Origin of the sequence: Streptosporangium sp. NPDC049046, from assembly GCF_040649155.1 — a bacterium.
GTDB lineage: Bacteria > Actinomycetota > Actinomycetes > Streptosporangiales > Streptosporangiaceae > Streptosporangium.
In genome coordinates, this window is sequence record NZ_JBEZEZ010000008.1 from 134427 (window position 1) to 159660 (window position 25234).

Sequence of the window (25234 nt, forward strand, 5' to 3'; positions counted from 1 at the left end):
ATGGACCCTGAGCTGATCAACGACTGCGTGCACTGCGGGTTCTGCCTGCCCTCGTGCCCGACGTACGTCCTGTGGGGCGAGGAGATGGACTCCCCGCGCGGCCGGATCCACCTGATGAAACAGCACGTCGAGGGCACACCGCTCACGCCCGAGATGGCCGGGCACTTCGACGCGTGCCTGGGGTGCATGGCGTGCGTGCCCGCCTGCCCGTCCGGGGTGAGGTACGACCGGCTGATCGAGCAGACCCGGGCCGAGGTGGAGCGGGTGCACGTGAGAGAGCCCGACGACAGGGCGCTGCGGGCGCTGGTCTTCCAGCTGTTCCCCTATCCCCGGCGGCTGCGGGCGATGCGGCTGCCGCTGCGGCTCAGCGCCGGGCTGCGCCGCGCGGTCGCGCCGAGGCTGGAGCGGATCAACCCGTCCCTGGCGGCGATGGCCGACCTCGCTCCCCCGGCCGCCGACCGGACGCGGCTGCCGCGAAGGATCGCGGCGCGGGGCCCGCACCGGGCCACGGTCGGCATGCTCACCGGCTGCGTGCAGGGGGAGTTCTTCCCCCAGGTCAACGAGGCCACGGCCCGGGTGCTCGCGATGGAGGGCTGCGACGTGGTGATCCCGCCCTCGCAGGGCTGCTGCGGGGCGCTGTCGCTGCACTCCGGCCAGGAGAGGCAGGCCCTGCGGTTCGCGAAGCGGACGATCGCCACCTTCGAGCGGGCGGGCGTCGACACGATCGTCGTCAACGCCGCCGGATGCGGATCGACGATGAAGGACTACGCGGAGATCCTCGAGGGCGAGGGCGGCGAGTGGGTCGAAAGGGCCCGGGCGATCAGGACCGTCGACCTGGCGGAGTATCTCGTCGCGCTCGGCCCGGCGGCCGAGCGCCATCCGCTGCCGCTCACCGTGGCCTACCACGACGCCTGTCACCTCGCCCACGCCCAGGGGGTACGGTCCCAGCCCCGCGAGCTCCTGGGCGGCGTGCCCGGCCTGAAGCTGAAGGAGATCGCCGAGTCGGCGATCTGCTGCGGCTCGGCGGGAACCTACAACCTGTTCCAGCCCGAGACCGCGAAGGACCTCGGTGACCGCAAGGCGGAACGGGTGCTCGCCACCGGCGCCGACCTGCTGGTCTCGGCCAACCCCGGCTGCACCATGCAGATCGCCTCGGCGATCCGCCGCCGGGGCGCCGAACCCGTCCCCGTGGCGCACACCGCGCAGGTCCTCGACGCCTCGCTGCGCGGACTCGCGAGGGTGCCGTGAGGGCAAGCGGGGATCTCGTGAGCGGCCCGTCCCGCCGGTACGGGACGCGCCAAGGTCGGGGGCCGTCCCGTGGAGATGGCACATGAGCGCGGTGCAGTCGGTCGACCGGGCGCTGGACGTGCTGGAGGCGCTGGCCGAGCGGGGCGGGGAGGCCGGCCTCTCGGAGATCGCGGCGAGGACCGGCCTGCCGTACGGGACGATCCACCGGCTGCTGCGCACGCTGCTCGCCCGGGGCTACGTGCGCCAGGAGTCCGACCGCCGCTACGCCCTGGGGGGCGCTCTGGTGCGGCTCGGCGGGGTGGCCGAGCGCATGGTGGGCGTGTGGGCGCAACCGTATCTGACGAGGCTCGTCGAGCTGTCGGGTGAGACGGCCAACCTGGCGGTGCTCGAAGGGGACTTCGTGGTCTACGTCGCCCAGGTGCCCTCGCCGAGGCGGCTGCGGATGTTCGCGGAGGTCGGCAGGCGGGTGCTGCCGCACAGCACCGCCGTGGGGAAGGTCCTGATGGCCGACAGGGCGGACAGCGAGGTGGCGTCGCTGGTCGAGCGGACCGGCATGCCCCGCAGGACCGCCAACACGATCACCGACCTGCCCGGGATGCTCGCCGAGCTGGAGCGGGTGCGAGAACACGGGTACGCGATGGACCTGGGCGAGGAGGAGCTGGGCGTGCACTGCCTGGCGGTGGGCGTACGGGACGGGGCGCGGACGATCGCCGCGCTGTCGGTGTCCGGGCCGGCCGAGCGCATCGCCGCGCTCGACCGGCGGGACCTCGCCGAGGGCATGCGCAGGATCGCGCACGACTTCGGCGCCGAACTGGGCCCGATCACGCCCGGCGGAGCCGAGCGCGTCTCGTGAGCCGATCGCCGCCCTGGTAGGGGGCGGCGTGGGGCGGCCGCGGGATCACCGAAGACGGCCGCCGCTCCGCTCGCCCGGCGAGGGCGAGGGAGCGTGAGACGACCGCGGGATCACCGGGGGCCGGACGGGGGTCCCGGGGCCGGACGGAGGTTGCCGGAGGTTGGGTGCCGGGGTCATCGTCCGGGAGGGGTGATGTTGAGGTTGCTGCCCTGCGGCACCGGGACCACGCTCACCTGCCCCTTCTGGATGGCCTGCCACAGCACGGCCCCCTCAGGACCGAGGACCTTGACCAGGTCCTTGATCGATTCGATCTCGGTGCGGACCTTGGCGTTGCGCTGGGTCTGCGCGATGTTCTCCGCCTTCGCCGCCTGCTCAGCGGCCAGGGCGGAGACCAGGGCCTCCGGCGGCTCGGGCTTCTGGATGGTCAGGACGATGTCACCGCACTGCCCGCTGCCCACGTAGTTCTGGTTGCAGAAGTAGTCGCCCCCGGACGTCTCCTTGATGAACTCCCTGGCGAGCTGGCCGACCCGCGCCTCCCACGCCTGCTTCACCTTCGGGTCGTTGAACAGCCCTCGCCACTCGAACTCCTGCGAGGCGGCGTCCAGCGCGCGGTCCAGCGGCACGCGCATGTAGATGTTGAGCATCCGCCGCCAGCCGCCGGACGACTCGCCCCCCTCGTAGTAGGCGCGGAACTTCAGACCGATCTTCTCGTGGAACTGCTGGAGCGTTTTGCAGTCGGTGTTCAGCGTGAACGTCGCCACCCCGGAAACCGTCATCTCCACGTTGTCCTTGGAGACCACCGACAGCGGCTTGGCCTCGGCGTCGTCCGCCCCGGAGAAGTCGAAGGTCCGCTGGCCGAACGGATAGGAGTATCCCTTGTCGCCGGGGCCGAGAAGCGTGGCGCCGCTGGAGGGATTGATGCACTTCTCGAACTTGATGGCCTCCAGGACACCGCCCGCGTAGTGCAGGACCACCTCGTCGGGCTGGGTGCTCACCCGCGAGCACGCGCTGAGCGCGAACCCGGAGACCACCAGCAGGACCACCGCGAGGAGAAACCCCTTCAACAGCAGCCGCCTGCCGCCACCGGCCTTCTGAGCGCTCATCGTCTCTCCCTTTCGCACCCGTTTCGTGAAGGCGGATCCTAGTGGCGGCCGATCACGGGTAGCGGGGCGGGCCGTTACCGACGCTCAAAGGAGATATATCAACTTATGGAACCCGATAGTGGTGAGAGATGAGAGCCCGGATCAGCTGTGCAGGCGGTGGACGGGTGATCCGTCGGCCGCGCAGCGGACCTCGACCTTGACCTCGTCCTCCTCGGACTCGAACTCGACGCGGGCCCGGTCGGCGGGTCCGCGCTCCACGTCGTCGGCCTGGAAGCCCTGGGCCGGACTCCACGACCGCAGGGTGACGAGGCCGCCCTCGCACCGGGCGATCACTCTGCCGCCCTTCGTGATGATCAGTCGGCTCTCACCGGGCTCCGCGGCAGGCGTGGCGGTGGTGGCGGGCTCGGGGGTGGCCTCACCGGACTCCTCGACGCCGTCGGTCTCGGAAGGGGCACTCTCGGAAGGGGCACTCTCGGAAGGGGCACTCTCGGAAGGGGAGGGAGCGGTGGGCGGGGCACTGGGAAGGGACGAGGCGAGGGCGAGCGCCTCATCCACCTCGGCGGCGGAGAGCGGCCGAAGACCGGTGTCCGTCAGCGGCTCACTGAGACGATCGATCACCGCCACACCCGCTCCGATCGCGAGAAGCCCGGTGATCAGCCATCCGGCCACGACCAGGGGAAGACGCTTGCGCATGTCCTCACTGTGCCACCTGGAACGATAAGACAACGCTAAGGAGCGGCTAACCCGCTTTTGACGCGGTGCCGGAGAAGGCTAACGTGGCGGCAAATGTCGAATGTGCTGCTCATCGAGGACGACGCCGCGATCCGCACCTCCCTCACCCGGGGCCTGCGCGATCGCGGTCACGCCGTGTCGTCCGCCCCCACCGCTCTCGAAGGCCTGCGGCTGGCCGTCGAGGAACACCCCGAGCTGGTCGTCCTCGACCTCGGCCTGCCCGACATGGACGGCCTGGACCTGCTGCGGATGCTCCGCGCGGTGAGCCGGGTCCCGGTGATCGTGGCGACAGCGCGAGACGGCGACACGGAGATGGTCAGGCTGCTGGACGCGGGTGCCGACGACTACGTGGTCAAGCCGTTCAGCGCGGCCCAGCTCGACGCGCGGATCCGGGCCGTGCTCCGGCGGGTGGCGGGCGAGAGCCGCGCCGACAGCGCGGTCACCGTCGGTGGCCTGCGCATCGACCCCCGTACCCGGGAGGCGACCCTGGACGGGACGCCGCTGGATCTGAGTCCTCGCGAGTTCGACCTGCTGCACTACCTGGCGGCCAGGCCCGGCGAGGTGGTCACCAAGCGGGAACTGCTCACCCACGTCTGGCAGATCCCCTACGGCGGAGCCGACAAGACGGTGGACGTCCACCTCTCCTGGCTCCGCCGCAAGCTGGGCGAGACATCCCAGGAGCCCCGCTACCTGCAGACCGTCCGGGGTGTCGGCGTGCGACTGGCCGCCCCGGCATGAGGCGCTGGCTGACCCTGCTGGTCGCGGCGACCACCTCTCTCGTACTGATCGCCCTGCTGGTCCCGCTCGCCCTGCTGGTCCGCACGGTCGCGGTGAGCGGAGCGGTCAGTGAGGCGGAGAGCGAGGCCGAGTCGGTGGCGGTCGTGGTCGGCGCGGTGGACACCGAGACCCTGCGGCTCACCGCGGAACAGGCCAGGCATCCGGTGACGGTCTTCCTTCCCGGCGGGGAGGTGATCGGCGATCCCGCACCGCGCTCCACCGCCGTGGAGCTGGCCTCCCACGGCCGCAGCGTCACCGCCGCCGCGCCCGGCGGGCGGGAGATCCTGGTCGCGGTCCAGGGGGCGCCCGGGGGCACGGCGGTGGTCCGGGTCTTCCTGGACGACGCCGACCTGACCAGGGGCGTGCCCCAGGTCTGGGCCGGGCTGGCGGCGCTCGGCCTGGCCCTGGTCGGACTGGGCGTGCTGGTCGGCGACCGGCTGGCCCGCGCGGTGATCAGGCCGATCACCGCGCTGGCGAAGGTGTCGCACCGGCTCGCGGCGGGCGACCTGTCCGCCAGGACGGTGCCCGACGGCCCTCCCGAGGTGCACGCGGTCGGTCTCGCCCTCAACCACCTGGCCGAGCGCATCACCGGCCTGCTCGCAGAGGAGCGGGAGAGCGCCGCCGACCTGTCCCACCGGCTGCGCACCCCGCTCACCGGGTTGAGGCTGGAGGCGGAGTCACTGGCCGATCCCGAGGAGTCGGCCAGGATCGAGGCCAGGGTGGACGCCCTGGAACGCGCCGTCACCTCGGTGATCACCGAGGCGCGGCGGCGGGTGCGTGATCGAGCCGAGTGCGACGCGGCGGCGGTGACCGGGGCGCGGGTCGCGTTCTGGTCGGTGCTCGCCGAGGACCAGTCACGAGACTTCACCCTGGATCTCGCCCCGGGACCACTGCCGGTCGGGGTCGCCGCGGACGATCTGGCCGCCTGTGTGGACGCCCTGCTCGGCAACGTGTTCGCGCACACCCCGGAGGGGGTCTCGTTCTCCGTACGGCTGGAGGCGACCGGCGACGGCGCGCTGCTGACCGTCGCCGACGCGGGTCCCGGCTTCGCCACGCCCGATCCGCTGCAGCGTGGCGAGAGCGGGGCCGGATCGACCGGTCTCGGCCTCGACATCGCCCGCCGCACGGCGGAGTCGGCGGGTGGCTCGCTGTCCCTGCGCACCTCCCCCTCCGGTGGGGCGAGCGTGATCCTGTTCCTGCCCGCCGTCACGTCCTGACCCCGGAACCCTCGCCCCCGCGGTGGCCGGAGGTGGACGCGGTGGCCGGGGAGTTCACGGAACCGATGAGGCAGCCCCCGCCCATCCCCGCGACGCCCGCGTGCTCGCCCCATCTGTGATCTGCCGCACTTCAGACAATGAAATGTTGCACAATCTGAAAGTTCCTCCCTACTGTTGACGTCGTGACCAGTGTGGAGAGCGTGGACGAGCTCGGCCGGAGAGATCGAAAGAAGCTCGAGACCCGTGCGGCGCTGGAGCACGCCGCCCTGACGCTGGTGGCCGAACACGGCCTGGCGGGTGTCACGGTGGAGGACATCGCCACGGCGGTGGACCTCTCCTCGCGCACGTTCTTCAACTACTTCCCGTCCAAGGAGGACGCGCTTGTCGGAGCGAGCCCGGCGTCCGTCGCCGAGCTGCGCGAGAGGCTGGAGGCCGTGCCGGCCGAGGTGCCGGTTCTGGAGGCGCTGCGCCTGATGTCGCGGGTCGAGGCCGAACACGTCCAACAGCGCCGCGAGCAGTGGCTGCTGCGGTTGAAGGTGTTCGAGCAGAACCCGTCACTCCTGCCGCGGCTGGTCGCCAACGGCACCGAGACCGAGCGCGCCGTGTCCGCCGTCGTCGCGCGCAGAATCGGCGTCGAACCGGGTACGAGCGGCTATCCCGAGCTGGCCACCGCGGTGGCCATGGCGGCCTTCCGGGCGGCGATGATGCGCTGGAGTGCCGCGGACGGCCGCCCGGCGCTGGCCGACCTGGTCGACGAGGCCTTCTCCCAGCTCGCCGCCGGCCTGCCCAATCCGTGACCGTCCCGGTCACCGTTCTCCTTCGATCACCCCCCGAACACGTTCCCGTTCGGAAGGCGTCCGCGCGAGTCACGCGGAGCGCCGGTCCCCCGCCCGAGAAATCGAGGAAAGATGACATCCACCAGCGCGCAGCCCGAGTCCGTGGCCGCGGCGCCCACCTCCAGGAGAAAGGTGCTGCAGGCGCTGTCGGGACTGATGGTGGGCATGTTCGTGTCCATCCTGGCCTCGACCGTCGTGGCCAACGCCCTGCCCCGCATCATCACCGACCTGCAGGGCACGCAGACCGTCTACACCTGGATCGTCACCTCGGAGCTGCTGGCCATGACGGCCACGGTGCCGCTCTGGGGCAAGATGGCCGACCTCTACAACAAGAAGTTGCTGATCCAGCTCTCGCTGGGGCTGTTCGTGGTGGGCTCGCTGATCGCGGGTCTCACACCGAACGTGGAGATCCTCATCGTCAGCCGCGTCGTGCAGGGCATCGGCGCCGGTGGCATGACCGCGCTCGCGATGATCGTGATGGCGGCCATGATCCCGCCGCGTGAGCTCGGCCGCTACGCCGGCATCTTCGGCGCCGTGTTCGGCGTCGGCACCGTGGCGGGCCCGCTCATCGGCGGCGTGCTCGTGGACACCTCCTGGCTCGGCTGGCGCTGGTGCTTCCTCATCGGCGTGCCGTTCACGATCCTGGCCATCGTCCTGCTGCAGCGCACGCTCGACCTGCCGGTGGTGCGCAGGGACGTCAAGGTCGACTACCTGGGCGCCCTGCTGATCACACTGGGTGTGTCCACGCTGCTGATCTGGTCGTCCCTGGCGGGCAACCAGTTCGAGTGGGGCTCCTGGTGGACCGTCGCCCTGGTGAGCGGCGCCCTGGTCACCCTCGCGCTCGCCATCTGGGTGGAGTCGAGGGCGGCCGAGCCGATCATCCCCTTGACCATCTTCAGGAACCGCACCGTCACCCTCGCCACCGTGGCGAGCGTGCTGGTCGGCGTGGCCATGTTCGGCGGCACGGTCTTCCTGTCGCAGTACTTCCAGGTGGCGCTCGGCAAGTCGCCGACGGTCGCCGGCCTGCTGAGCCTGCCGATGGTGTTCGGCCTGCTCGTCTCCTCCACCGTGGCCGGCCAGCTCATCACCAAGTGGGGCCGCTGGAAGGGCTTCCTGGTGGCCGGCGGCGTCGTCATGCTCGCCGGGATGGGCCTGCTCAGCACCATCGACGGTCAGACCGGCATGGTGCTGCTCGGGATCTACATGGCGGTGCTCGGCATCGGTGTCGGCATGCTCATGCAGAACCTGGTCCTCGCCGCCCAGAACGACGTACCCGCCCACGACCTGGGGGTCACCACCTCGGTGCTGACCTTCTTCCGCAGCATGGGCGGCGCCGTCGGCGTCAGCGCCCTGGGCGCGGTGCTGGCCAACCGGATCACCGCGCTCATGACGGAGAGGCTCGGCCCGATGGCCGCCGGCGGCGGCGCGGGTGGCGAAAGCGGGGCCGTACCCGACATCTCCAAGCTGCCCGCTCCCGTCGTCCGCATCGTCCAGGACGTGTACGCGACGGCAACCGCCGAACTTTTCCTCATCGGCGTGCCGCTCACCGCGCTCGCACTGGTGGCGGTCCTGTTCATCAAGGAGAAGCCGCTCAACACGCTGTCGGGCGAGGAGCGGCTGGCCCGGGAGCAGGCCGCGGCCGCCGGTCACTGATCGGACCGCCGGAAACGGCGCTGGGGAGCACGCCGGAATCCGGTGGCGGGCCGTACTCACCGTCGGTTAACGATCTCTTAGCGTGCCCCTAGCAAAGTCTCCGCAAATCTTGACCCATGACACGAATCACCAGAATCACCGTCGGAGCCCTCGCAACCGCCGCCCTCCTCACCGGTGGAGGCGGCATCGCCCTCGCCGCGCACCAGACGGACGGTGCGGCGATCACCGCCACCGCGGCCACGACCGGCACGACCGGCGTGACCGCGGCCGGCACCACGGGTGCCGCCACCGCACCCGTCACCACCTCGGCGTACATCTCCTCCGGCCAGGCCGTGAAGATCGCCAAGAAGCGCGTTCCCGGCGCGCGCGTGAGCAAGGTCGAGCGCGAGTGGGAGCACGGCCGGCGCGCCTGGAAGGTCGAGCTGCACAAGGGGGCCTGGGAGTACGACGTCTACGTGTCCGCGAAGACCGGAAAGATCATCAAGTTGAAGCGCGACTACGACGACTGATCAGCAGGATTTGAGGACGTCCTCCATGGCGTCCTTCTCCCCCTGCGTCACCCACATCTCGTACTTGACCTTCACCTTGATCTGACGTTCCACATAGGGGCACCGGTAGGCGCGGTTCGGCGGCAGCCAGGTCGCCGCGTCTCCGGCGCCCTTCTGGCTGTTCAGCGGCCCGTCCACCGCCAGCAGGTTCAGCGGGTCGTTGGCGAGTTCCTTCCGCTTGGAAGCGGGCCACTGCTGGGCGCCCTTCTGCCAGGCGTCGGCGAGCGCGATCACATGGTCGATCTGCACCGCCATGCTGGTCCGTGTCCCGCGCTCGAACTTGATGGTCTTGCCGCTGTAGGGGTCCTCAAGAATTCCGGACTGCACGATGCAGCCCTCCTCGCCCTTCTTGAAGACCTCCTCCTTGAGGTCGCGAATGAGAATGTCGTTGCGGGTGTCACAGCCGTTCTTGTCGACGTCCGACCACGCGGGACCGAACTTGTCGCGGTTGAATCCCGTCATCGGGGCGCGCCCCTTGACCTCGAGTTTCCTCAGGTCCTTGAGCGCCTCGGAGGCGGAGTTCCTGTCCCCGGAAGCCCCTCCTGAGGACCGCGTCCCCTCGTCCACGCCTCCGTCGGGAAACGGGCCGCAGCCCGCCACCGTGAACGCGATCATCGCGACGACCACGCCTCGTACCAGTGCCGTCCGCACCCTGCCACCTCTCACGTGCTCACCAACTGAAGCGGCAAATTACCTCAGATGCCGCCCTCAATCTTAAAAGCCTTAAGAAGCCTTTGGGAGAACGAGAGAATTTCTGACCCATCAATCCATGCCTTACCAGCATCTTTCTCACTCGATACGGACAAAAGCTACCAAAGACACTCCCCTCGGATCAGGTGATCAGGATCCCGCCGTCGACAGGGATCACCGCACCGGTGACGTACGAGGCGGCGTCCGAGGCGAGGAAGATCGCGGCGGCGACGAGCTCGGCCGGGTCGCCCGCACGCTTCATCAGCACCCGCTGCTCAAGCTGCCTGGCCAGATAACCCTCGGCGTACTGCTCGGTCATCTCCGAGGCGAAGAACCCCGGCTCGACGCAGTTGACCCGGATGCCGCGCCGCTCCGTCCACTGCTGGGCGAGATCGCGCGTGAGGCCGACGACCCCCGCCTTGGAGGCGCTGTAGGCGGCCTGCGGCAGACCGGCGGTCGTCTCGCCCAGAATGCTCCCGATGTTGACGATCGAGGAGCCGGGCCTCATCACCCTGGCACAGGCCTGCGCCATCCAGTAGGTGCCGTGCAGGTTGATGTCCACGACCTGCCGGAACTGCTCGGGCGTCTCCTTCAGCGCCGGGACCGCCGAGCCCACACCCGCGTTGTTGATCAGGATGTCCACCGCGCCGAGTTCGGCCACCGCCGTCTCGGCCAGTGCCCGGCAGTCCTCCGGCCTGGTCACGTCGGTGGCGAGGGCCACGCACCGCCTGCCGGTCTCCTCGACCAGTGCGCGGGTCTCCTCAAGGCGGTCCTTCCTACGGGCACCGATCACGATGTCCGCGCCCGCCTCGGCCAGCCCTCTCGCGAACGCGACACCCAGCCCCGAGGACGCGCCGGTGACGATCGCGACCTTGCCGTCCAGCCGGAATCGTTCCAGCATCGGGGTCCTCCCTCATCCGTCCAACATGCCGAATGAGATTCTAGTGACCGTGCCGGAAACCGCTCGCGAGGGGTCGGTCCACTCGCGGGCGACGCGGTGTCCTGTGCTCGCCGGTGATCCTGGCGGGTCACCGGCGACACGGGCTCCGAGTGGGTCACGAATGACCGCGCCCCTCCCTCCTGAGGCGGCGCGCGGACCACACCTCCCGAAGAGCGGGCGGCGCCACGGACCGCCGGGCACGGCCGTGGCGAGCCGTCCTACAGGCCGTACTCCTTGGTGATCCGCTCGTGCCGCTCCACCTCGACGTCGACGGCCTTGGCCAGGTCGAGCCAGGCCAGCGGGTGCACCCAGCGCTCGGTGGCGTCGTCCAGAAGCGCGTCGAGCTCGACCGGGCTGACATCCGGCGGGACCGCGATCCAGCCGAAAACGCCGGGCAGCGGCTCGCCCGAGGTCGGGTGGGTCACGGTGTAGTTGTCGTCGCTGTAGACCCACATCGGCCAGCCGCGCTCGACCATGACGTCGTTGAACTCCGTCCAGTCGGCCTGGCTGGGAGCGGCGCCGTCGAAGAACCAGCTGGTGTAGCCACCCGGACGGAGCATGCTGACCGCGGCGAAGGGCGGGACGAAGCTCTCCTGCTCCTCGGCGCTCTCCGGGATCGGCTCAAGCAGCTGCGGCTCGAAGACGACCAGGTCACCGGCGTTGTACTCCATACCGGGAGGCTGGGGGATGGCCAGACGCGCCGTCGCGGGGCCGGTGCGCACGCTCAGGACCTGGCGCTGGCTGCCGTCCGGGGCGGGAAGGATGATGCGCACCAGGCCCATCTCCTCCTCGATCGGCCCCTCGGTCGACTGCAGCGGCATCCCGATCTTGGCGGTGCCCAGACGGACGGTCTCCCAGTCCTCCGCGGCCGTCGCCATGACGATCATTCGCCAGATGTCCTGCTGCTCGATCTCCTCCGAGTCGAGGAGATCACGCAGCACGCCGGCGCCCTTGGCGTTGTCGCCGAGCTGCTGCGCCGCGGCCGACCACAGGCGGACCGCCTCGATGCCGCCGCCCGCGGCGACCGCCGCCTCGCCCTCGGCCGCCGCCTGCTCCCAGCGCTCCCGCGAGGTGTACAGGCGGCCCAGGGCCATGTGGCGCTGCGCGACCGGCAGCCGCTCCGCCACCTGCTCCAGGCGCTCGTCCTGGCGGGCCTCGATCAGCAGGCCGCTGAGGTACGAGGCATCCTGCGGGTCCGCGGTCTCGATGTCACCGGACTCGACCAGCATGGTCCAGTAGATGTCGGCGCCCTTGGCCGGGTAGCCGAGGAAGCCCAGCGTGGTGGTGTGGCGCCGGGTGGCCTCCACATCACGGCCGGACAGCGGGGCCAGCCAGCCCACCCAGCGCTCCGGGTCGGCGTTGAAGCCGTCTGCGGCGTCGAAGTAGCCGACCAGCTCGTCCGTGGGACCCGGGGCAGGAAGCGCGGTGGCGGAGTCCGCGGCGGCGCGCAGCTCGGTGATCCGCTCGGTGATGTCACCGGGGCTCCTGAGCTCCCCTGCCGCGGACTCCGCCAGGTCGGCCAACAGCCGCGCCTGCCAGATTCCCTGGCGCGCGACCGCCAGGTGCCCCGCGACGAGCGCCAGCTCGACCCGGGCGCGGTAGCCGCCCATCATCGCGAAGTAGTCGATCCACTGCTTGAGCACCCGGCCCAGCTGCCAGGTGTTGGTGATCTGCGTCGCTCCGGTGAGCGCGTGGATGGCGTGCGACCACTCGACCCAGACGCGAGGGTGGTCGCCGACCACGTCGAGGTCGGGCAGGGCGTCGACGGACTCCTGAACCCTGCCGAGGGTGGCGAGCACGAGTGAGCGGAGCACTCCCTCGCGGTGCTCCTTGGCCACCGGGTCGTCGGGCTTGAACCCGGTCGCGGCGTCGAGCGCGGTGAGCGCGTCCTCGGCTCGTCCGGCGGCGAGCAGCGCGCGGGCCGAGGCGGCCCCCAGCTCCCAGCTCGCCTCACGGTCGGCACCGCCGAGCGCCGCCACCGCGGTCTCGGCGTGGGAGACGGCCTCGTCGACGCGCCCCGCGTCGACGAGCGCCGCGACGTACTGCTCGGCGACGGAGGCGAAGGCCAGCGAGCCGGGCTCGACGTCCAGGGCCGAGAGCGCGGCCAGCCGCTCGGAGGCGTAACCGGGACCGTCCGCGTTCGCCTGCGCGATGGCCAGCGCCACGACGGCACCGGGCACGGACGGGCACTCGCGGACGTCCTCCCGCTTGGTGAACTCCACCAGCGTCTCGGCGTCGGCGATCGCGACCGTCCCCTGCGCGCGGTCGCCGACGCGGCCGATCAGGTGCCAGTAGCGGGCGTAGAACTCCAACCAGGGCAGTCGCAGGTTCTCCGCCTGCTGCGCGATGGCGGGCGCGAGCACGTCGAGCTGCCCGTACCGGCCTTCCAACGCCTGCGCGGGCACGTCTCCGATCGCCATAGCCAGACCGGTGTTGCCTGCCTCATGCAGTTGCCGCTGGGTGTCGCCCACCCAGGCCCAGATGTCCACGTCCATGGGACGTCAGTCTGCCAGGTCGGGGAGCATGCCCCAAACGGCTTGGCGATCCCGTGCACCTCCGAGGCCTCACGGTGTGGCCCCGCACGTGCGGATGAGCGTGTCCCCGCCGGGCGCGGGGCCCGCGGCGACGCCACGAGGGTCACGAAAGATTCACCTCCGCGCCCCGGAGCGTGTCCCCGGCGGGCACGCCGCGCCCGCGCGACAGTGCGGGCGGCGAAGGCGGCGACGTCATGCGCACCGCTCGGAACGTGACCGGGACACGTACCACTCCGAACGCGACCACACAGGACACGGCCGAGGAAACGTGCCGTTCGGCGCGTGACCCACACCGGACACGACCCAGGACGCGCACCGCTCAGAGCGTGACCACACCGGAGGCGACCAGGACGGCGGGACCCGCCAGGTAACTGGTGTGTTCGTCGAGAGTGACGGTGACCGTGCCTCCGAGCACCTCCACCGCCCAGGTGCCGCCGCTCTCACCGGCCAGCCGCGCGGCCGCCACCGCCGAGGCGACGGCGCCGGTGCCGCAGGACCTCGTCTCACCCGAACCGCGCTCGAAGACCCGCATGACGACCCGGCGCGGGCCCACCGGATTGAGCAGCTCGATGTTGACCCCGCCGGGGAAGGTCTCGGGGTCGAACGCGGGCTGGTGACTCAGGTCGAGCTGGGCCACCGGGTCGCCGATGACGCAGGCCAGGTGGGGGTTGCCCATGTCGACGTGCAGACCCTCGTACTCGTGGCCCGCGACGGTCGTGCGACTCGACCCCAGCACCCTGGGCGGGCCCATCTCGACGGTCACGTCACCCGTCTCCGCCAGCCGCACCCGCTTGACGCCCGCCCTGGTCGCGACACCGAACTCCCCGGGCACGGCGAGTCCCGCGTCGACCAGGTAGCGGGCGAAGACCCGCACCCCGTTGCCGCACATCTCGGCGACGCCGCCGTCGGCGTTGCGGTAGTCCATGAACCACTCGGCCTCGCCCGCCTGGCCGGACACCTCCGGGCTGAGCTTCGTCCGCGTCACGCGCAGCACGCCGTCCGCGCCGATCCCCGCGCGCCGGTCGCACAGCGCCGCCACGGTCGTCGCGGACAACTCCAGCTCACCGTCCGGGTCGGGGAGGATGACGAAGTCGTTCTCGGTGCCGTGTCCCTTCACGAATCGCATTCACCAACCCTATCCGGGCACGCTTCCGCCCTCATCACCCCGGCCGGTCACCCGCGCCTCCGTCCGCACCCCGGCCGTTCACCCACGCCCGTATCCGCTCCCCGGCCGGTCCCCCGGAGTGGTCAGCCGCGAATCGCGGCGAGCGCGCGCCCCAGAAGGTCGGGCTCCTGCTGAGGAAGCCAGATCACGCGAGGATCGCGGCGGAACCACGACTCCTGGCGGCGGACGAACCTCCGCGTCGCCCGTACCGTCTCCTGCTTCGCCTCCTCCTCGGTGCACTCCCCGCCGAGGAAGCGCAGCACCTGCGCGTACCCGAGGGCACGGCTCGCCGTACGGCCTCCGGCGAGCCCGCGCGCGGCCAGCTCCCTGACCTCGTCCACCAGCCCGGCCCGCCACATGTGGTCGACCCGCGCCTCGACCCGGGCGTCCAGCGTCGCCCTGGGCACCTCCACCCCCAGCTGGACGCTCTCGTAGACGGCGTCGTACGACGGCATCGTGGCCGAGAACGGCCGCCCGGAGATCTCGATGACCTCCAGCGCGCGGACGATCCTGCGCCCGTTGCCGGGGAGGATGGTCTCGGCGGCCTTCGGATCGCGCTCGCGGAGCCGCTCGTACAGCGGGCCGGGGCCTCGCAGGTCGAGTTCGGCCTCCAGTCGGGCGCGGACCTCCGGATCGGTACCGGGGAACTCCAGGTCGTCCAGGGCGGCCCGCACGTACAGCCCCGATCCGCCCACCAGGATGGGCACGACCTCCTTCGCCCGCAGGTCGTCGATGAGCGGCCGGACCAGCGACTGGTACTCGGCCACGCTCGCGGTCGTGGTCACGTCCCAGATGTCCAGCAGGTGGTGGGGCACTCCCCTGCGCTCCGCCACGGACAGTTTCGCCGTTCCGATGTCCATTCCTTGGTAAAGCTGCATGGAGTCGGTGTTGATCACCTCGCCCCCGAGTTCGAGGGCGAGATCCACGGCCAGGTCGGACTTTCCGGCCGCGGTCGGGCCGACGACGGCGATGACGGGTAGTTGAGGCACGAGGTAAGTCTGCCAACTCCCCGGGTATGGATGAGAGGCGATGTGTCCTCGCATCGGAATTGGGGGATTCACCATGTCCATCCTCGACAAGGTCAAGCACATGCTGGGTGGCGGCGCCAAGACCGAAGAACTCGCCAAAAAGGGCATCGACAAGGCGGAACGGTTCGCCAAGAAGAAGCTGGGTCCGAAGCACGCCCAGCAGGTCGACACCGCCGCGCAGAAGGCCAGGAAGATGGCCGACAAGATCGACGAGCCCGGCCGCGCCACGCCGCCGGATACGAAGCCCACGCCCGGACACACCACACCTTCCGGGCCTTCCGGGCGGGACGACACCGCGTCCGGTCCCGGCACAACGCCGCCGCCCTCAGGGCCTTAGGCGATCCGCAGACGATTTACCGTGGCCGATTCCGGTCCACGGTCAGTCCCAGTCGAGCATCGGCTGCAGGTAGCCCTCCAGGGTCAGCAGCCAGCGCTTCGACTCCACGCCGTCGCCACCGCTGAACCCGCCGAGCCCGTTACCCGCGACCACCCGGTGGCACGGCACGATGACGGGGATCGGGTTGGCTCCCATGATCGACCCGATGGCCCGCGCGGGAACACCCGTCCCGCTGCGGGCCGCCAGCTCTCCGTAGGTCACCGCCTTGCCGTACGGGACCGTCTCGTACAGCGTGCCGAGCACCCTGCGCTGCACCGGCGAGGTCAGCCGCCAGTCCAGCGGCACCCCGAAGACCTTCAGTCTGCCCGCGTAGTAGTCGCCCAGCTCGCCGAGCACGGCCGCCGTCATGCCGGGATCGTCCGTCTCCTCCAACCCCAGCCGTTCGAGCAGGCGCGCCCTGAACCGGGACGGATCCTCCCAGCCGACGCTCACCACGCCGTCCTCGGTCACGGCGACGGCCATGTCCCCCAGCCGCGTCGGAATGCTCCCGAACGCCACGGTCCCCGCCATCGGCCTCGTCTTCCCTTCGCGAGATCGTCGTCACCGACGCCCCTGGCGCCGTCCTCGTCCGCCACGGTATAGCCACTTCCCTGCGAGATCACTCCGTCCAGCGGGCGACGAAATAACCGACGCCGTAAGGCGCGTCGTCGTAGAGGATCTCGCCGCGCAGGGCGCCTCGGCACCCGCCGAGAACCTGCAGGGCCGCACGGCCCGCGACCCACAGCCCGGCGGCCTCACCGGGGTCGAGCGCCGGGATCTCGGCGCGGGCCAGTGCCTCGACGATCGCCCGGTTGTACGGTTTCGCGCGGGAGTCCAGATATCCGGGGGACTTCTCGGTGAGGCAGGCCGAACCGTCGGCCATGACGAGCATCGCCACGCGACCGGCCGTGGCCGCCAGCCGCTCTCCCAGGGCCGCGCACTCCCCGGGAGAAGCGTCGAAGGAGATCGCGTGGAATCCCGAAGCGGTCAGGCGCTCCGCGTCGAGGAGGCGGCGTCCGATCGTCAGGGACAGCGGCAGGACAGGCTCCCCCTCGCCGCCTCGGACGTCGACCCCCCAGGGGGCGAGGCTTCCCGCCGCGTCCGCGCCGTACGCCGCGGTTCGGTCGGCGCCTCCCACCACCACGATCTCGTCGGCTTCCGCGCCGCGCAACGCCCCGACCGCGGCCGCGCAGGCCGCCCTGAGGTCGTCGAGCTCCGAGGCCGCGGCCCCGGCCAGCTCGGGGACCAGCAGCGGGGGATGCGGACACACGGCCGCGGCGACAAGCACCTCGCCAGACTAACGGAGCCCTCTCCCGGCGACCGTCTCGCGGCCTCGCGGCCTCGCGGCGAGGATGGTCGTACAAGATCCGGAAACGCGCCGGGGCGCGGTGCTTCTCGCACCGCGCCCCGGCCGTACCGATCATCTTTGGCTCATCCCCCCTGGGTCAGTAGCCGCCGACAGGCCCCTGGGGATGCACATAGCCGGCAGGGCCGTCGCTCAGATCGCCCTCCTGGGTGCCCTGCGGCTTCTGCGGGCTGCTCTGCCGCTGCTTCGACGGCTTGTCCTCCGCGGGTCTCCCCGCGGCCGGCTCGTTCCCGCCCGTTCCGCCGGTGTTGGCGTTGGCGTTGGAACCGCCGCCTCCGGTGTTGGAGCCACCACCTCCGGTGGACGTGTCATCGCCTCCGGAGGCGACGTCCGCGCTCTTCTTCGGCTTCTGCTTCTCGTCCTGCGGCGAGCTCTGGTCCGGCTCAGGCTCCTGGACCGCCTCCTGGGCGCTGTCCGGCACCGCCGGCACTCGGGGGTCGTCGCCTCCGGCGTTCACGTAGGCGAAGACGGCACCTCCGCCCAGGAGCGCGGCGGCGAGGACGGAGAAGACGGCTATGGCCAGGCCGCTTCTCCGTCGGGGCTTACGGGATTTACGTGACTGTCTGGGCTCGTCGGCGGGTCCGACGATGATCTCTGGTTCCTCGGGACTGCCCGAAGATGGAGGGACGTGCATGGGGAAAACTCCCTGCGGTTCTCGGGGGGAAACCTCCACGGCTTCCGCGGGTGCTGAACCACAGTAGCCACAGCAGGGAAATGCTCGCACATCAATCACGGATGAATCACGAAATATCATCCGTTAAGGGACCGACGGCGACGCCGTGCACGTCCTCCCTGGCAGGAGCATCGGCGTCACCGGAATCACCGTCCCCACCGGGGGTTCCGGCGATTCGATCATGGACTCGCACCACCTGGAGAGGCGTCCAGAAAACAATCAGAAGATCTCCCCCAGAGGGGGAGCATTCCGAAAAATCCCGGCCCAGGGAAGGAGCGCGTCACGAGGGTCGTCCTGAGAGGGCACTCCGGGCGCACGCCCCGGAAAACCCGCCGGGAGGGAGCGCCTCGGGAGAGTTGTCTCCCGTGCCCCTCTCAGGAAGGGCAGGGCCTCAGGAGACAGGCCGGGGCCGCGAGAGACCGGACCGCGCTCAGCAGCTCGTGGAGCAGGGGCGAGCACCGGACCCCGGACGCCCGGCCGGGAGACCGGACCTTCAGGAGACGGAGCAGCCCGAGGTCTCGGGGAGCGGGGCGGGGCGGCCGATCGAGGGCATGCCGAGCATGACCCCGGAACCGGCCCCGGCGGGGGCGCCCTGACGCGCCTGCCAGGCGTCGCCCGCGCGGGTGCGGCGAAGCCTCAGAGCCGGACCGTCGGCGACCAGGTGATGCGGTGCCGCGTACGTGACCTCGGCGCTCACCACGTCACCGGGACGCGGAACCTCCGCACCGGGGGTGAAGTGCACCAGACGGTTGTCGGGGGCCCGGCCCGACATGCGATGGGTCGCCTCGTCCTTACGGCCCTCGCCCTCGGCGACCAGCACCTCGAGCGTCCGGCCGACCTGCTTCTTGTTCTCCGCCCAGGAGATCTCGGTCTGCAGGGCGACGAGCCGCTCGTAGCGCTCCTGCACGACCTCCTTGGGAATCTGGTCGTCCATGGTGGCGGCCGGGGTGCCCGGCCGGATGGAGTACTGGAACGTGAAGGCGTTGGCGAACCGCGACTCGCGCACCACGTCGAGGGTGCCCTGGAAGTCCTCCTCGGTCTCGCCGGGGAAACCAACGATGATGTCGGTGGAGATCGCCGCGTCGGGCATCGCCGCGCGGACCCGCTCGATGATGCCCAGGTAGCGTTCGGCCCGATAGGAACGGCGCATGGCCTTGAGGACCCGGTCGGAGCCCGACTGCAACGGCATGTGGAGCTGGTGCATCACATTGGGCGTCTCGGCCATGGCCGCGATCACGTCGTCGGTGAAGGCCGCCGGGTGCGGGCTGGTGAAACGGACCCGCTCCAGCCCCTCGATGTCGCCGCAGGCCCGCAGAAGCTTGCCGAAGGCGAGCCGGTCGCCGAACTCCACGCCGTAGGTGTTGACGTTCTGACCGAGGAGGGTGATCTCCAGCACACCCTGGTCGACCAGGGTGCGCACCTCGTTCAGGACGTCGCCGGGACGGCGGTCCTTCTCCTTGCCGCGCAGCGCGGGCACGATGCAGAACGTGCAGGTGTTGTTGCACCCCACGGAGACCGACACCCACGCTGCGTAGGCGGACTCGCGCTTGGTCGGCAGCGTGCTCGGGAAGGTCTCCAGGGATTCCTTGATCTCGACCTGGGCCTCCCGCTGGACGCGCGCCCGCTCGAGCAGCACCGGCAGCGAGCCGATGTTGTGGGTGCCGAACACCACGTCCACCCAGGGCGCCCTGCGGACGATCTCCCCCTGGTCCTTCTGCGCCAGGCAACCGCCCACGGCGATCTGCATGCCGGGGTTGCCCACCTTCGAGGGACGCAGGTGGCCGAGGTTGCCGTAAAGCTTGTTGTCGGCGTTCTCCCGCACGGCACAGGTGTTGAACACGACCACGTCGGCCGTCTCCCCCTGGGCCGCCGGGACGTATCCCGCGTCTTCCAGGAGGCCCGACAGGCGCTCCGAGTCGTGCACGTTCATCTGGCACCCATAGGTACGGACCTCGTACGTGCGGGCGCTCTCCACGGTGGCAGTCATCTCACGACAAGGGTAGGCGCTCCGCGGAACCTTCAGGTACGCCCTCACCCAGCCGAACTCAAGGTAATCGAACGGTCACACACCGTCAATCATCTCGTTAAGCTGGGGTTCCGAAGCCGCATGCGAGAATGAGGACTCGACCGACAGCTGAGAGTGGTGAGCCACGGTGGCGATGCTCGTGCAGACCTCGGAGGCCCCTTTGAAGGCCAAGAAGCCCACCCAGAAGCCACGCAAGAAGCCGCAGACGCCCGCGGCCCCGGCGGCGAACTTCTGGGAGACGCCCGGCGAACTCAGTGTTGACGAATGGTTCGAGCTCAATTCCCGGGACGACGGCTGTCGCTACGAGCTCATCGACGGGAGCCTCACTGTGTCTCCTGCTCCACCCGCCCAGCATCAGTGGATCGGCGACCGGCTCCGCCGGTTTCTGGAAGACGCCGCACCCGAGGAACTGATGGCCATCACCGCCACCGGGCTTCTCCTGGATGCCAGGCCGGGCGTCATCCCGGACGTCATGGTGGTGGAGAGGCAGCCGATCCGCAACGGCGCACAGCTCATAGACCCAGAGTGGGTGCACATCGTCGTGGAGATCGTTTCCAGATCCACCACGGCGATGGACCGGATCATCAAACCGGCCAAGTACGCACAGGCGGGGATACCTCACTTCTGGCGCGTCGAGATGGAGCCATTCCGAGGGCAGGGATCCGACGAGCTTCCCGTGATCTTCACATATGCCCTCGACGAGAACGGCGAGTACCAGCTCATCCACCGTGTCGCCACCGGAACGACCGTGGACCTGACGGAGCCGTTCAAGTTCAGAGTCGACCCTGAGGCTTTGAGCAGGATTTGATGATCAAGGCGTGAGCAGGACGTGATCTGATCGGTACCGCAGGGTTAGCCCCAGGTGCCCTTTACAGAATTACGTTGTCCAGCATGACGGAGAACGGGGACAAGACTCCTCTGGTCGTGCTTGAAGGTGTCAACAAGCACTTCGGCAGCCTGCACGTCCTTCGGGACATCAATCTGACGATCTCCCGCGGCGAGGTCCTCGTCGTCATCGGCCCCTCAGGCGGCGGCAAGTCGACCCTCTGCCGGACGATCAACCGGCTGGAGGCGATCGACGAGGGGACCATCACCTTCGACGGGCAGCCGCTCGCGGTGGAGGGCAAGACCCTGGCCAAGCTCAGGTCCGAGGTCGGGATGGTGTTCCAGTCCTTCAACCTGTTCGCCCACAAGACGATCCTCGAGAACGTCACCCTTGGGCCGATCAAGGTTCGCGGCGTCGCGAAGGAGGCCGCGGAGCGGCGGGGCATGGAGTTGCTGGAGCGGGTCGGTATCGGCGCCCAGGCGTCGAAGTATCCCGCGCAGCTCTCGGGAGGCCAGCAGCAGCGCGTGGCGATCGCCCGCGCCCTGGCCATGGACCCCAAGATGATCCTGTTCGACGAGCCGACCTCGGCACTCGACCCGGAGATGGTCCAGGAGGTGCTCGACGTCATGATCGGCCTTGCCCAGGAGGGGATGACGATGATGGTCGTCACCCACGAGATGGGCTTCGCCCGCCGCGCGGCGAACCGCGTGGTGTTCATGGCCGAGGGCCAGATCGTGGAGGAGAACACCCCCGAGGAGTTCTTCACCAACGCCCGGACCGACCGGGCCAAGGATTTTCTTTCCAAGATCCTCACTCACTGACGGCCTGCTCACCCCTGATGTTCCTGATGTCCCTGACGAAAAAGAGGTAGCAAGAATGCGTGTACGTCGTATTGGAGCCGTGGTCATCGCAGCCGCGGCGGCGCTGGCTGGTCTGACCGCGTGCGGCGACGACGGCGGCAGCGGAGGCGACAAGTTCGTCGTGGGAATCAAGGTCGACCAGCCCGGTCTCGGCCAGAAGCAGCCTGACGGCTCCTTCAAGGGTTTCGACGTCGATGTCGCCCGCTATATCGCCAAGGAGCTCGGCTACACGGACGACAAGATTGAGTTCAAGGAGGCCATCTCGGCCAACCGTGAGTCTTTCATCCAGCAGGGCCAGGTCAACGCCGTGATCGCGACCTACTCGATCACCGACGACCGCAAGAAGAAGGTCGCTTTCGCCGGCCCGTACCTGGTCACCGGCCAGGACATCCTGACCCGGGCGGACGACACCACGATCAACAGCGTCGAGGACCTCAAGAGCAAGAAGGTCTGTGGCGCCCAGGGCTCCTCCTCCCCCGCCCGCCTGGTCGAGAAGTTCGGCGACGAGTGGAAGAGCGGCTTCCTCACCGAGCAGCAGGGCTACGGCGCCTGCCTGCCCCTGCTGGAGAACAAGCAGGTCGACGCGATCTCCACCGACGCGACGATCCTGGCCGGCTTCGCCACCCAGTCTCCCGGCAAGTTCCGCCTCGTCGGCCAGCCCTTCTCCGAGGAGAAGTACGGCATCGGCCTGAAGCTGGAGGACACGGAGACCCGCGAGAAGGTCAACGCGGCCGTGGAGAAGATGTTCACGGACGGCAGCTGGAAGAAGGCCATCGACGCCAACTTCGGCGAGTTCGGCAAGTTCTTCACCAACCCGCCGACCGTCGAGCGCTACTGATTCGGTCACACCTCGGCCGGGGCGTACGGACGCCCCGGCCTGTGACCACGGGAGGGATGAGTGCAGGCACTCTTCGATGAATACCAGGTCATTCTGGGCGCTTTCTGGTTGACGATCCGGCTCACCCTCGCCAGCGGGCTGGTGGCGCTCGTGCTCGGGACGATCCTCGCGGGCATGCGGGTCAGCCCGCTGCCGGTCCTTCGCGGGATCGCCACGACGTACGTGAACACCCTGCGGAACACCCCGCTGACCCTGGTGATCGTGTTCTGCGGACTGGGGCTCGGCCTGGTCCTGGACGTCTCGTTCTCCGAAAGCCTGTCCACCAACTACCTGTGGCTCTCCATCATCGGACTGTCCGCCTACACGGCGGCGTTCGTCTGTGAGGCGATCCGCGCCGGGATCAACACGGTCCCGGTCGGCCAGGCGGAGGCGGCCCGTGCCATCGGGCTCACCTTCGGGCAGAACCTGAGGCTGATCGTGCTGCCCCAGGCGTTCCGCGCGGTGATCGCCCCGCTGGGCAGCGTCCTGATCGCGTTGATCAAGAACACCACGATCGCCGCGGCCATCGGGGTGGGTGAGGCGTCCCTGACCATGAAGACCCTGTTCGAGGCGCACGGCGACGCGGTCATCCAGATCTTCGCCGGGTTCGCGCTGGGCTTCCTGATCCTGACCCTGCCGACCGGACTGCTGTTCGGCTGGCTCGCCAAGCGCCTGGCGGTGGTCCGATGACCGCGGTGACCACAGAACGGCCCCCGGCGCGCAAGCGGCGCGCCGAGAGCTCGGAACGCGTCAGCGTCCTGTACGACATTCCCGGCCCCAGGGCCCGGATCCGCAACAACGTTCTCACCGTGCTCGTCATCCTCGCCGTGCTGTTCGCGGTGTACGTGATGGTGACCAAGCTCGGCGAGAAGAACCAGCTCAGCGCCGAGTTGTGGACGCCGTTCCTGCGCGGCGACGTGTGGATCAACCTGATCCTGCCCGGCCTGGTGAACACGCTCACCGCGGCCGCGGTCGCCGCCCTGATCGCGGTGCCCTTCGGGTTCGTCTTCGGCATCGGCAGGCTCTCCACGAACGCCTGGATCCGGCGCGCCGCCGGTGCGGTCGTCGAGTTCTTCAGGGCGATCCCGCTGCTGATCATGATCTTCGCGGTGATGTTCGGCGGCAGCGCGGTCTTCGGGCTCACCGTGACGCCGTTCTGGGCGGTGGTGATCGGCCTCGTCCTCTACAACGGCTCGGTGCTGGCGGAGATCGTCCGGGCGGGCATCCTGTCGATCCCCCGCGGGCAGAGCGAGGCCGCGCTCGCGGTCGGCATGCGTCCCGGCCAGGTGATGCGGATGATCCTGCTGCCGCAGGCGGTCACGGTCATGATGCCGGCGATCGTCGCGCAGCTGGTGGTCCTCCTGAAGGACACCGCCCTCGGCTTCATCGTGTCGTTCGAGGACCTGCTGAACGCGGGGGCACGCGTGCTGCCCTCCAACTTCAACAACATCATTCCCGCTGTGATCGTCATCGCGATCATCTACATCATCATCAACGTGATGGTGGGCGCCGTCGCCACCTGGCTGGAGAGACGGAGCCGTCGCAGCAGGAAGACCGCGGCCAAGCCGATCGCCCGGCCCGACTCGCCGACGGCGGTCGAGGACGGCCCCGGCACCCCCGCACCGTAGGAGTACTGAGCCGGATCGCGATAGTCGGAGCCAATGAGTGGCCGCGGCCTGGACGGTTTGGGGCACCGGATCACACTTGTTGGCACCAGGTAGGGAATTATCAGGCTATCGCTACTGATCCTTGCGATCGACGGACCGTGGCGGGGTACAGGACCCCTGTGCCCCGCGGCGGTCCGCCGGCGTGCCGGTCGACTCCGGACCTGGCCGGGAGGAGCGGGTTATGCGCAGGCGGCCGACGACATGGGCTCCCGTGCGTCACCGTGGTGAAAAAGTCGTTGCCGTCTGATCCCTTCTCCCACGGCACGAGCATGTAAGTACAGCAGCCGCTTTCGGACAAGCCGGTAGCCGACCTTTCGGAAACAGGCACATCGCCAACAGGAAACACACCCCGCCCAGGGAGGGAGGGTCCCGGAGCCGGTGTCGAGCTTGTCGCCTACCAGCAGACCAAGGCCGCTCAGTTCGCCCGCCTCACTGTCACCGCGACCCAAGGATCGAGATTGCGATCGAGCGCATGCAGGGCCCCGAGGCTGCGTCCGATGCCGTACGCCGCGACGGTCAAGGAGGCGACCAGCTTCACCCGGTCTCGCTTGAGGCTCGGGACCACGATGCCCACGGCCGCGACGACCCGTCCGTCGCCGGCCCGGACGGGCACGGCGACGGAGCACGCCCCCAGGCTCATCTCCTCAGTCGTCGTGGCGTAGCCGTCGCGCTCGACGCGGCGCAGCTCGGCGACCAGACGTCCTGGCTGGGTCACCGTGTAGGGCGTGACCCGCGTGAGATTCTCGAGCACCTCGGCCCGCACGACCTCGGGCGCATAGGTGAGGAGGACCTTGCCCACGCCGGTGCAATGCATCGGCAGGCGGGATCCGACCGTGCTCACGATCGGTACGGACTGCGATCCGGCGAGCCGGTCGAGGTAGAGGACCTCGGAGCCGTCGCGCACCGCGAGGTGCACCGTCGCGAGCGTCGCCGCATAGATGTCGTGCAGAAACGGGGAGGCGATCTCGCGGAGACCCGTCTGCAAGGGCGCCAAGAGTCCGAGTTCCCAGATCCGCCGGCCGACGACGTACTCCCCCGACGACCGTCGAACCAGGGCACCCCAGTCCGTCAGCTCTGCCACCAGACGGTGCGTTGTCGGGAGAGGGATGTCCGCCCGGCGGCCTATCTCGCTCAGGGTCAGAGACCGGTGGTCGGCGTCGAAGGCACCGAGGACGGCCAGCAGCCGCGAGGCCACGCTCGCCCCGGGGTTCGAGGTCCGTCCGGCCATGAGCCGCCCTT

General features: G+C 69.7%; 25 protein-coding genes. 13 read left to right on the top strand and 12 right to left on the bottom strand.

All coding sequences use genetic code 11. The features are described from left to right. Positions 1-1248, top strand: coding sequence for a heterodisulfide reductase-related iron-sulfur binding cluster (locus AB0B96_RS13475; protein ID WP_350944604.1), 1248 nt, complete (start codon positions 1-3; stop codon positions 1246-1248). 82 nt (positions 1249-1330) lie between these two features. After that, positions 1331-2101 (top strand): IclR family transcriptional regulator, encoded by a 771-nt coding sequence (locus AB0B96_RS13480; RefSeq protein WP_350944605.1) that lies wholly within the window; start codon positions 1331-1333, stop codon positions 2099-2101. 173 nt (positions 2102-2274) lie between these two features. Here the strand turns inward: AB0B96_RS13480 and AB0B96_RS13485 are convergent, their stop codons facing one another. Next, positions 2275-3204 (bottom strand): hypothetical protein, encoded by a 930-nt coding sequence (locus tag AB0B96_RS13485; protein WP_362898465.1) that lies wholly within the window; start codon positions 3202-3204, stop codon positions 2275-2277. 141 nt (positions 3205-3345) lie between these two features. Further along, positions 3346-3897 carry a hypothetical protein gene (locus tag AB0B96_RS13490; protein ID WP_362898467.1) on the bottom strand — a complete coding sequence of 184 codons (552 nt, stop codon included), beginning with the start codon at positions 3895-3897 and terminating at the stop codon, positions 3346-3348. Between the two features lie 93 nt (positions 3898-3990). On the opposite strand from AB0B96_RS13490, the gene AB0B96_RS13495 reads away from it, so the two are divergent. The 5 genes from AB0B96_RS13495 to AB0B96_RS13515 all read left to right on the top strand — a co-directional run bounded on the left by AB0B96_RS13495 (position 3991) and on the right by AB0B96_RS13515 (position 8928). After that, positions 3991-4674 (top strand): response regulator transcription factor, encoded by a 684-nt coding sequence (locus AB0B96_RS13495; RefSeq protein WP_350944608.1) that lies wholly within the window; start codon positions 3991-3993, stop codon positions 4672-4674. Further along, the gene (locus AB0B96_RS13500; RefSeq protein ID WP_362898470.1) at positions 4671-5930 is read left to right on the top strand and encodes a HAMP domain-containing sensor histidine kinase; all 1260 of its coding nucleotides are present in this window, start codon (positions 4671-4673) and stop codon (positions 5928-5930) included. Before AB0B96_RS13495 ends, AB0B96_RS13500 begins: the two co-directional genes overlap by 4 nt. A 182-nt stretch (positions 5931-6112) precedes the next feature. Continuing rightward, the gene (locus tag AB0B96_RS13505; RefSeq protein ID WP_350944611.1) at positions 6113-6727 is read left to right on the top strand and encodes a TetR family transcriptional regulator; all 615 of its coding nucleotides are present in this window, start codon (positions 6113-6115) and stop codon (positions 6725-6727) included. A gap of 111 nt (positions 6728-6838) precedes the next feature. Next, the gene (locus AB0B96_RS13510) at positions 6839-8419 is read left to right on the top strand and encodes an MDR family MFS transporter (RefSeq protein WP_362898472.1); all 1581 of its coding nucleotides are present in this window, start codon (positions 6839-6841) and stop codon (positions 8417-8419) included. Between the two features lie 116 nt (positions 8420-8535). After that, positions 8536-8928 carry a PepSY domain-containing protein gene (locus AB0B96_RS13515; RefSeq protein ID WP_362898474.1) on the top strand — a complete coding sequence of 131 codons (393 nt, stop codon included), beginning with the start codon at positions 8536-8538 and terminating at the stop codon, positions 8926-8928. On the opposite strand, the gene AB0B96_RS13520 is transcribed toward AB0B96_RS13515, so the two are convergent. The 5 genes from AB0B96_RS13520 to miaA all read right to left on the bottom strand — a co-directional run bounded on the left by AB0B96_RS13520 (position 8929) and on the right by miaA (position 15285). After that, complete coding sequence (locus AB0B96_RS13520; RefSeq protein WP_362898476.1) at positions 8929-9618, bottom strand: HNH endonuclease family protein; 690 nt, start codon at positions 9616-9618, stop codon at positions 8929-8931. A 181-nt stretch (positions 9619-9799) separates the two neighbouring features. Beyond that, positions 9800-10558: an SDR family oxidoreductase gene (locus AB0B96_RS13525; protein ID WP_350944616.1), complete on the bottom strand. Its 759-nt coding sequence runs from the start codon at positions 10556-10558 to the stop codon at positions 9800-9802. 257 nt (positions 10559-10815) lie between these two features. Further along, positions 10816-13092 (bottom strand): tetratricopeptide repeat protein, encoded by a 2277-nt coding sequence (locus tag AB0B96_RS13530; RefSeq protein WP_362898478.1) that lies wholly within the window; start codon positions 13090-13092, stop codon positions 10816-10818. Between the two features lie 358 nt (positions 13093-13450). Continuing rightward, a complete protein-coding gene (gene dapF / locus AB0B96_RS13535; protein WP_362898480.1) occupies positions 13451-14257 on the bottom strand; it encodes a diaminopimelate epimerase in 807 nt (268 codons plus the stop codon). A gap of 122 nt (positions 14258-14379) precedes the next feature. Beyond that, positions 14380-15285, bottom strand: coding sequence for a tRNA (adenosine(37)-N6)-dimethylallyltransferase MiaA (gene miaA, locus AB0B96_RS13540; RefSeq protein WP_350944620.1), 906 nt, complete (start codon positions 15283-15285; stop codon positions 14380-14382). 73 nt (positions 15286-15358) lie between these two features. Between miaA and AB0B96_RS13545 the strand changes: the two genes are divergently transcribed. Further along, positions 15359-15661 carry an antitoxin gene (locus tag AB0B96_RS13545; protein WP_362898482.1) on the top strand — a complete coding sequence of 101 codons (303 nt, stop codon included), beginning with the start codon at positions 15359-15361 and terminating at the stop codon, positions 15659-15661. Positions 15662-15703: 42 nt separating this feature from the next. On the opposite strand, the gene AB0B96_RS13550 is transcribed toward AB0B96_RS13545, so the two are convergent. The 4 genes from AB0B96_RS13550 to miaB all read right to left on the bottom strand — a co-directional run bounded on the left by AB0B96_RS13550 (position 15704) and on the right by miaB (position 19726). Beyond that, complete coding sequence (locus AB0B96_RS13550) at positions 15704-16231, bottom strand: methylated-DNA--[protein]-cysteine S-methyltransferase (RefSeq protein ID WP_362898484.1); 528 nt, start codon at positions 16229-16231, stop codon at positions 15704-15706. An 88-nt stretch (positions 16232-16319) separates the two neighbouring features. Further along, positions 16320-16988: a hypothetical protein gene (locus AB0B96_RS13555; protein WP_362898486.1), complete on the bottom strand. Its 669-nt coding sequence runs from the start codon at positions 16986-16988 to the stop codon at positions 16320-16322. A gap of 157 nt (positions 16989-17145) precedes the next feature. Then, on the bottom strand, positions 17146-17700 hold the full coding sequence (locus tag AB0B96_RS13560; RefSeq protein WP_362898488.1) for a hypothetical protein: 555 nt from the start codon (positions 17698-17700) through the stop codon (positions 17146-17148). A 532-nt stretch (positions 17701-18232) separates the two neighbouring features. Further along, positions 18233-19726, bottom strand: coding sequence for a tRNA (N6-isopentenyl adenosine(37)-C2)-methylthiotransferase MiaB (gene miaB / locus AB0B96_RS13565; RefSeq protein ID WP_362898490.1), 1494 nt, complete (start codon positions 19724-19726; stop codon positions 18233-18235). A 172-nt stretch (positions 19727-19898) separates the two neighbouring features. Between miaB and AB0B96_RS13570 the strand changes: the two genes are divergently transcribed. The 5 genes from AB0B96_RS13570 to AB0B96_RS13590 all read left to right on the top strand — a co-directional run bounded on the left by AB0B96_RS13570 (position 19899) and on the right by AB0B96_RS13590 (position 23956). Further along, positions 19899-20573: a Uma2 family endonuclease gene (locus AB0B96_RS13570; protein ID WP_362898766.1), complete on the top strand. Its 675-nt coding sequence runs from the start codon at positions 19899-19901 to the stop codon at positions 20571-20573. Between the two features lie 83 nt (positions 20574-20656). Beyond that, entirely contained in the window at positions 20657-21412 is a 756-nt protein-coding gene (locus tag AB0B96_RS13575) for an amino acid ABC transporter ATP-binding protein (RefSeq protein WP_350944629.1), read from the top strand. A 79-nt stretch (positions 21413-21491) separates the two neighbouring features. Next, complete coding sequence (locus tag AB0B96_RS13580; RefSeq protein WP_362898493.1) at positions 21492-22289, top strand: glutamate ABC transporter substrate-binding protein; 798 nt, start codon at positions 21492-21494, stop codon at positions 22287-22289. Between the two features lie 60 nt (positions 22290-22349). After that, a complete protein-coding gene (locus AB0B96_RS13585; protein WP_362898495.1) occupies positions 22350-23018 on the top strand; it encodes an amino acid ABC transporter permease in 669 nt (222 codons plus the stop codon). Continuing rightward, complete coding sequence (locus tag AB0B96_RS13590) at positions 23015-23956, top strand: amino acid ABC transporter permease (RefSeq protein WP_362898497.1); 942 nt, start codon at positions 23015-23017, stop codon at positions 23954-23956. Before AB0B96_RS13585 ends, AB0B96_RS13590 begins: the two co-directional genes overlap by 4 nt. 454 nt (positions 23957-24410) lie before the next feature. Here the strand turns inward: AB0B96_RS13590 and AB0B96_RS13595 are convergent, their stop codons facing one another. Further along, positions 24411-25223: an IclR family transcriptional regulator gene (locus AB0B96_RS13595; protein WP_362898500.1), complete on the bottom strand. Its 813-nt coding sequence runs from the start codon at positions 25221-25223 to the stop codon at positions 24411-24413. Between the last annotated feature and the right edge of the window lie 11 nt (positions 25224-25234).